The sequence below is a fragment of the Streptosporangium sp. NPDC005286 genome (assembly GCF_040607515.1).
GTDB lineage: Bacteria > Actinomycetota > Actinomycetes > Streptosporangiales > Streptosporangiaceae > Streptosporangium.
In genome coordinates this window covers 1-7,285 of the sequence record NZ_JBEXGU010000283.1, presented here as the reverse complement: position 1 = coordinate 7,285, position 7,285 = coordinate 1, and the positions used below count along the sequence as shown (strand labels likewise).

The following is a 7,285-nucleotide window of genomic DNA, read 5'->3' as shown; positions in this document are numbered from 1 at the left end:
CCGCGTCCCACCCGGGTGGGACGCGGGCCGCACGGCATCGGTCGCCGCATCGGTCGCCGTATCGGTCATGGGGACCAGCCGGAGCGCAGGGCACGGGCGGTGACCAGGGCCTGCTCGACCTCCGCCGGGGCCGGCCAGGGAGCACCGCCGGGGCGGAGCAGCGCGGCCCGGATGGCCGCCAGGTGCTCGATCGCGTCCGGCAGCAGCCCGCTCCGCTCGGTCAGCCAGGCCGTGACGTCCGTGTGGTCGCGCAGTGGCCGGGTGACGAGATCCCAGGTGCCGAGGAGCTCGGTCAGGTCGCCGATCCTCAGCGGGGTGCCGCCTCGCCGGACCACGGCGGCCGCGGCCAGCTCGGCGCGGGCGACGAGCTCGGGCTCGGTGCTCCGATCCCAGAGCGGGGACGGTGGATCGGCGAGCCACCGCTCCGCCTCACGGGAGAACCCCGCGGCCGACAGCAGCGCGGCCAGCTCGACCGCGGCCCTGTGATGCCCGGCCTGTGCCGCCTGACGGAACCAGTGCTGCCCGCCCCGCAGGTCACTGTGCTCGGCGATGAGCAGCAGGCCGAAATTGAAAGCGGCCTCCGGATCGCCACCCGCCGCGGCCCGGCTGAACCAGTGGCTGGCCCCCCGCGCGTCGCTCATCTCCACGCACACGAACCCCGCGGTCCGCTGGTCGTCGATCCTGCCGGTGCAGGCGGCCCGCTCGAACCAGGCGCGGGCGGTGCGCAGGTCGCCGAGGGAGAGCGCGATCCCGCCGAGCTGGGACGCGGCTCCGGGGTGCTCGTTCCTGGCGGCCAGCCGGTAGAACGCCTCCGCCCCCTCCGGATCGCGGTTGGCCTGCAGGAAAAGGCCGAGGTGGTAGGCCGCGTCGGCGTGACCGCCCCGGGCGGCCAGCTCCCACCAGCGCAGCGTCTCGTCGTCCTCGCCGGAGGCGTAGGCGAGGAACCCCAGGTCGTGGGCCGAGGCCAGATCGCCGTCCATCGCGGCCCTGCGGTGCCACTCCCCGGCGGACTTCGTCTCGCCGGCGTCCTCGCAGAGCAGCGCGAGCCTCCTGGCCGCGGCACGGGAGCCCGCCCTGGCCGCCGTCTCGTACCACCGCCGGGCAGCCGGGGCGTCGCCGTGCTGGTCGAGCAGGAGCGTCGCCAGGTTCACCGCGGCCTCGACGTCGCCGGCGTCGGCCGCCAGCTCGTACCACCTCGCGGCCTCCGCGGGGGTGCCGTGCTTCTCGTGCCAGACGCCCAGGTTGTAGGCGCTGTCGAGGTTGCCCGCGGCCGCCGCGCGCTCCCACCAGTGCCGCGCCGCCGAGCGGTCGCCCCGCTGCGCGAAGTGGCGGCCGAGCAGATGGGCGGCCTGCACGTCACCGCCGTGCGCGGAGAGCAGCAGCTCCGTCTCGCCGTCCGTGTCGTTCTCGTGCTCAGTGCTCCGGGGGGTGGGTATCAGCCCCGCGCTCGCCTCCGGGTCGTCAGGCCACCACCCCATGTCCCCTCCTTGCCGACGGCACGCAGCCGACAGATCACAGGGTGCCATGTAACCGCTCGATCGCGGAGGGTAATCCTGGAGTTCCGTCTCGCGTCCGGCTCAGACGAATTTCACGAACCCCACGTACATTCCCATCGAGCAGCTGTAATGCAGGGAACCCGCGTCCCGTGCGCCGAGCCGCACGGTGGCGGGGAGCGCCACGTCGCGGCCGTCGATGGTGAGCGTCCGGGTGCAGCCGGGATCGCCCCCCAGGTGGAAGACGAGTTCGGTGGGCACTCCCGCGCGGGCGGTCACCACGCCGGGACGGTAGCCGCCGCGGGTGGCCCAGATCTCGATCCGCTGCACGCCGCCGGTGCGCGTGGCAGTTCCCGCCGGGCCGTCCGTCGCCGGCGCGGGGTGGCCCGCAGCCAGTGCCGGGCCGCCGGATCCGGGGAGCCAGCCTCCCAGGCGCAGCCCCGAGGAGACGGTCCACAGGCCCGCCGCCAGCGCGACGACCCCCGCCAGCGCCGCCAGCCTGGTGGCGGCGGCCCGCCGCAGGATGAGTCCGAGCAGTGCGAACGCCGGCGCCGTCCCGGCCACGAACCCCGCCATCACCGCGGCCCCGCCCGATGCCGACCCGCTGGACACCGCCACCATCTCGACGCTGAGCGTCACCCCGCACGGCAGCAGGACCGTCGCCGCGCCCAGCGCCACCGCCCTGGGCGCGGGAGCGGTTATCCGGGAGACGGCGCCGCGCCAGGAGGCGCGCCCGTCCGCGGCCTCGTCGGGTCCGTCGGGTCCGTGGCCACCGTCCGGCTCGCCGCTTTCCGGCGGGTGTTCGCAGCCGCGTCCGTCCGGTCCGGGGCCGCGGTCCCGCTCGCGGCCGAACGTGCGGATTCCGAAGATCATGACCGCGATCCCGGCCACGACGAGCAGTGCGGCCCTGAGCTGGGGACCCAGCTGTACGGCGGACCCCGCCAGCCCGAGCAGTGCCCCGGCCGCCACGTGGGAGCCGAAGCGCCCGGCCAGGAAGAGCGCGACGGCCGCCAGGTTCGACGGCTTCGCGGCGAGCCCGCCGGAGCAGGCCGATCGGCCGCCGGAGGAGAGTCCGGTGAGCAGGCCGCCCTGCACGGCCGCGCACGAGGTGGTGCCCGCCACCAGCCCCGCGGCGAGCCCTCCGGCGAACAGCGTGGCCGCCCCCGCGCTCAGCGGATGTCTCCGGTACCACTCCAGATCCCCACGGAGTAAACCTAATCCCGCCGGAGGTCAACCGACAGTGACATTTCCTTACCCAGCGCTTATGTCGCCCTTACCGGACGTCCCGTTTCCTGCCGCCGGGGACGCGACACCCGAGCCGATCCCTGCCGTCCGTCACAGTGTGCCCTGGGCGGTCGCGAAGATCGACGTGTCGAGGGTGAAGTCGACCGGTTCCGGGATGTGCAGGTGCGAGCCCATCTCGACCCGGGTGGAGGTCCGGTACGCCCCCTCCTTGGGGTCGCTGAGGACCGTCACGGTGGCGGGGGTGGCCACCGGGTCGATGAGGAGCATCACCGGGACGCCACCGGAGGCGTAGATGTCGGGCTTGCGGTCGCGGTCGTCGATGACGCTTCCCGGCGACACGATCTCGGCCACCATGAGCAGGCCGGAGGAGAGCAGCTCACGGGCGCCCCAGCGCGGGCAGTCGACCTGGGCCAGCACGAAGTCGGGCTCGACGGGGTCGCGAGGTCCGTCGATGCAGACGTCTACGTTTCCCGTGTACGAACGCCAACCATTTCTCATGATCAGCGGATGTAGCTCGTAAGCGAGCAGCATGGCTAGCCAGCTGTGCTCGGGGGTGCCCACTGGGCTCACTATCAGTCTCCCGTCGATGATCTCGGTCCGCAGCCCGGGGAGCTGCGGCAGCGCGTCGAAGAGCTCGCGCGCCGTACCTGGCAGGGGCTGGGACGAGGTCTCGGGGGAGGGGCGCAGGTGGGCATGGCTCCGTCGCGATGTCATGACCATGAAGATATGTCCCTTCGTGTTCTGGTGAACACGCTGAGTATCGCAAGTGGGTCGAGCGGGCGGGAGCCTTTACCGGGATCTGAGCCGTCAGACCCAGCCGGGGCGGACGAGGCCGGATTCGTAGGCGATGACGACGAGCTGGGCGCGGTCGCGGGCGTGGAGTTTCATCATGGTCCGGCTGACGTGGGTCTTGGCGGTGGCGGGGCTCATGAAGAGCTTGCCGGCGATCTCGTCGTTGGTCATCCCGGTGCCGACCAGGGCGAGGACCTCGCGCTCACGGTCGGTGAGCAGGTCGAGATCGCGGCTGCGGTGCGGCTCCTTGGCGCGGCTGGCGTACTCGGCGATCAGGCGGCGGGTCACGCTGGGGGAGAGCAGCGCGTCGCCTCCGGCCACCACCCGGACGGCCTGGATGAGCTCGGCCGGTTCGGTGTCCTTGACCAGGAAGCCGCTGGCGCCGTTGCGGAGGGCCTCGAAGACGTACTCGTCGAGCTCGAAGGTGGTCAAGATGATGATCTTCGGCCCGGGAGGCATCTTCCTGGTGGCGGTCAGCCCGTCCATGCCGGGCATGCGGATGTCCATCAGGACCACGTCCGGCTCATGCTCGGCGGCCAGTCGCAGGGCCTGGGACCCGTCGCCGGCCTCGGCCACCACGGTCATCCCCAGCTGTGCGTCCAGCAGGGCCCGGAACCCCGCCCTGACGAGGGCCTGGTCGTCGGCGAGGACAATCTTGATCATTCGGACTCCTCCGGGATCGGCAGCCGGGCCTCGACGCGGAAGCCTCTTCCATGGTGTGCGGCGGTCAGCGTTCCCCCGAGGGCCGAGGCCCGTTCCCGCATGCCGGGGACGCCGTTGCCGCTGCCGAGATTCTCTCCGGGGGCGTTGCCGCCCGAGTCGGTGACCCGAAGGGTCAGTGCGCGGGGGCCGTAGTCGAGGGCGACCGTGACCGAGGCGCCCGGGGCGTGCCTGGTGACGTTGGTCAGGGCCTCCTGAACGATGCGGTAACCGGCCCGGTCGACCCCGGGAGGCAGCGGCCTGACCTCGCCGGTGACGTTCTTGACGACCCGCGGCCCGCTGCGCTCGATGAGTTCGTCGAGCCGGTCCAGCCCGGCGGTCGGGGAGCGGGGCGCGCCGTCGCGGAGCACGTTGAGCACCGAGCGCATCTCGGTCAGCACGTCCTTGGACGCCTGTTTGATCGTGGTGAGCGCGGTCCGTGCCTGCTCGGGGTGGTCCTCGATGAGGTGCAGCGCGGTGGAGGCCTGGACGTGGATGAGGGAGATGTTGTGCGCGAGCACGTCGTGCAACTCCTGCGCCATGGTCAGCCGCTCCTCGCTGGCCTGCCGCCGCACCTCCTCCCGCTCCACCCGTTCGTGCTCGGCCTGCCGCTCGTTCCTGGCCCGGGAGAACTCCGCCACCGCCAGTACCAGGCCCATCAGCGCGGCCATCGCGAGGTTGTGGAACCATCCCGGAGAGAGCGCCGGGGCGAACCAGGACGTGTAGACCACGAAGAACACGTAGGCCAGGCCCCACAGCGGCAGGGCCACCCGCCGGTGGCCGCCGACCACGGCGAGGTAGAACGCGATGATCGGGCTGAGGAAGACCGGGCCGTAGGCGTAGCCGAGGGCGATGAAGAGCAGGGTCGAGCCCACCGCGACGGCCACGCTGAGCGCCGGGTGGCGGCGCCGGACGGCCAGGGCCAGCGGCCCGGCCAGCAGTAGCGCGTATCCCGGTGGATCGAGCGGGACGCGGAGCATGCCGGTGTCGTGGACCTGCAACCACTGCACGCTGCGGGTGCCCATGACCTGGAGAGCCCCCACTAACAGTGGGAGGAGGAGGTCGATCCACCGGGATTTGGCACGCACGCTCAGCACTTTACGTGCGCTTTCGCGGCGTTTGCGTCCCTTCAGTGATGTATGTGGCACTACACCCTTTGGGGGAGGGAAGGGGCTGACAAGGGTCACCGGCTGAGTCAAGCTGTCTGCGGGAGGTCATCATGATCAGTCGTCGCATCACCCCCCTGGCGGGGATCTTGGTGGGAAGTTCCTTACTGCTTGTCCAGCCCGCGCTGGCGTCTCCACCCACGCTGTCCCCATCCGTGCTGTTCCCCTCCGCGGTGTCTCCACCGGTGTCGCAGGTGGAGAAGAAACCCGTCGCCGAGGGGTCCGGTGGTGCGGTCTCGACCGTCGACCTCGACGCCAGCAAGGCCGCGCTGGGCGTGTTGCGCGAGGGCGGCAACGCCATGGACGCCGCGGTCGCCGCGGCCGCCACCCTGGGCGTGACCGAGCCCTACTCCGCGGGACTGGCCGGCGGAGGGTTCATCGTCTACTACGACGCGCGCCGCAAGAAGGTCCACACCATCGACGGCCGGGAGGCCGCGCCGAAGGCGATGGGCCCGGCATCCCTGGAGGGCATCCCGTTCGACGACGCCGTGACCAGCGGACTTTCGGCGGGGGTGCCCGGCAGCGTGGCCCAGTGGGAGCTGGCGCTGCGCAGGTTCGGCACGCTCTCGCTGCGCCAGGCGCTGAAACCCGCGATCGACGTCGCCACCAGGGGGTTCAAGGTCGACCAGACCTTCTACGACCAGACCGCCGCCAACGCCGCCCGCTTCAAGGACTTCACCTCCACTGCCAAGCTCTACCTGCCGGGCGGCGCCCCGCCGCCGGTCGGCTCCACCTTCCGCAACCCCGAGCTGGCCGACACCTACCGCAGGCTCGGCAGGCTGGGCGGGGAGTGGCTGTACGGCGGTGCCCTCGGCGCCGAGGTCGTGGCCACGGTCAAGAAACCGCCGGTCACCCCCGGATCCACCCGTAACGTGCGGCCGGGGCTGATGGAACTGTCCGACCTGAAGGCGTACCGGGCGCTCGAACGGCCGCCCACGAAGGTGACGTACAAGGGCATGGACGTGTACGGCATGGCGCCGCCGTCCTCGGGAGGCTCGACGGTCGGCGAGGCGCTCAACATCCTTGAGGCCCTGCCCGAGGTCGGCGAGCACGAGTACCTGGAGGCGTCCAGGCTCGCCTTCGCCGACCGGGGCAAGTACGTCGGGGACATCCCCGGCGTCCCGCTGAAGGAACTGCTCTCCGACGGGTTCGCCAAGGAGCGCGCCTGCCTGATCGGCGAGCGGGCGATGCCGCACCCGGCCGCGCCCGGCGACCCCGACGGGATGTACGGGCCGTGCCAGGCGGCACCGTCCGCCGAGGCCGGCGAGACGGCCCCCGAGGTGGCGAAGGAGGGGCCGGAGACCACGCACCTGGTGGTCGTGGACCGGTGGGGCAACGTGGTCGCCTACAACATCACCATCGAGTCGACCGGCGGCAACGGCATCGTCGTCCCGGGCAGGGGCTTCCTGCTCAACAACGAGCTGACCGACTTCACCTTCGGCCCCGCCCCCGGCGACCCGAACCTGCCCGCGCCGGGCAAGCGCCCCCGCTCCTCGATGGCGCCGACGATCGTCCTGAACGATGACCGGCCGCTGCTCGCGCTGGGGTCCCCCGGCGGCTCGACGATCATCACCACGGTGCTGCAGATCCTGGTCAACCGCTGGGACTTCGGCATGTCGCTGCCCGAGGCGCTCGCCGCCCCCCGGGCCACGCAGCGCAACACCGCCCAGACCCAGGCCGAGCAGGCGTTCATCGATCGCTACGGCGCCGAGCTCACGCGCCAGGGGCACAGCCTCGTGCTGAACCCCGAGATCGGCGCGGCCACGGCCGTGGAGTTCCTGCGGCACGGGAGGCTCCAGGCGGTGGCGGAACCGACCCGGCGCGGCGGTGGCAGCGCGCTGGTGGTGAACGAGCGCGGGTAGCCGGTCGCGGACGCCCGGCGGCGCGGCC

General features: G+C 72.2%; 6 protein-coding genes. 1 reads left to right on the top strand and 5 read right to left on the bottom strand.

All coding sequences use genetic code 11. From position 1 onward, the window contains the following. Window positions 1-65: 65 nt before the first annotated feature. The 5 genes from ABZU75_RS44405 to ABZU75_RS44385 all read right to left on the bottom strand — a co-directional run bounded on the left by ABZU75_RS44405 (window position 66) and on the right by ABZU75_RS44385 (window position 5,317). Complete coding sequence (locus ABZU75_RS44405) at window positions 66-1,478, bottom strand: tetratricopeptide repeat protein (protein WP_355568884.1); 1,413 nt, start codon at window positions 1,476-1,478, stop codon at window positions 66-68. Between the two features lie 99 nt (window positions 1,479-1,577). Then, window positions 1,578-2,618 carry a sulfite exporter TauE/SafE family protein gene (locus ABZU75_RS44400; RefSeq protein WP_355568887.1) on the bottom strand — a complete coding sequence of 347 codons (1,041 nt, stop codon included), beginning with the start codon at window positions 2,616-2,618 and terminating at the stop codon, window positions 1,578-1,580. A gap of 210 nt (window positions 2,619-2,828) precedes the next feature. Continuing rightward, entirely contained in the window at window positions 2,829-3,452 is a 624-nt protein-coding gene (locus tag ABZU75_RS44395) for a Uma2 family endonuclease (protein ID WP_355568881.1), read from the bottom strand. 93 nt (window positions 3,453-3,545) lie between these two features. Beyond that, the gene (locus tag ABZU75_RS44390; protein ID WP_355568878.1) at window positions 3,546-4,193 is read right to left on the bottom strand and encodes a response regulator transcription factor; all 648 of its coding nucleotides are present in this window, start codon (window positions 4,191-4,193) and stop codon (window positions 3,546-3,548) included. Next, window positions 4,190-5,317: a sensor histidine kinase gene (locus ABZU75_RS44385; RefSeq protein WP_355568875.1), complete on the bottom strand. Its 1,128-nt coding sequence runs from the start codon at window positions 5,315-5,317 to the stop codon at window positions 4,190-4,192. Before ABZU75_RS44385 ends, ABZU75_RS44390 begins: the two co-directional genes overlap by 4 nt. 131 nt (window positions 5,318-5,448) lie before the next feature. Between ABZU75_RS44385 and ABZU75_RS44380 the strand changes: the two genes are divergently transcribed. Continuing rightward, complete coding sequence (locus ABZU75_RS44380; protein WP_355568872.1) at window positions 5,449-7,257, top strand: gamma-glutamyltransferase family protein; 1,809 nt, start codon at window positions 5,449-5,451, stop codon at window positions 7,255-7,257. Window positions 7,258-7,285: the final 28 nt, after the last annotated feature.

Bases quoted from the DNA above. Each gene is read 5' to 3' on its own strand.
- ABZU75_RS44405 (WP_355568884.1), bottom strand. From the start codon at position 1,478: ATGGGGTGGTGGCCTGACGACCCGGAGGCGAGCGCGGGGCTGATACCC.
- ABZU75_RS44395 (WP_355568881.1), bottom strand. From the start codon at position 3,452: ATGACATCGCGACGGAGCCATGCCCACCTGCGCCCCTCCCCCGAGACC.
- ABZU75_RS44390 (WP_355568878.1), bottom strand. From the start codon at position 4,193: ATGATCAAGATTGTCCTCGCCGACGACCAGGCCCTCGTCAGGGCGGGG.
- ABZU75_RS44380 (WP_355568872.1), top strand. From the start codon at position 5,449: ATGATCAGTCGTCGCATCACCCCCCTGGCGGGGATCTTGGTGGGAAGT.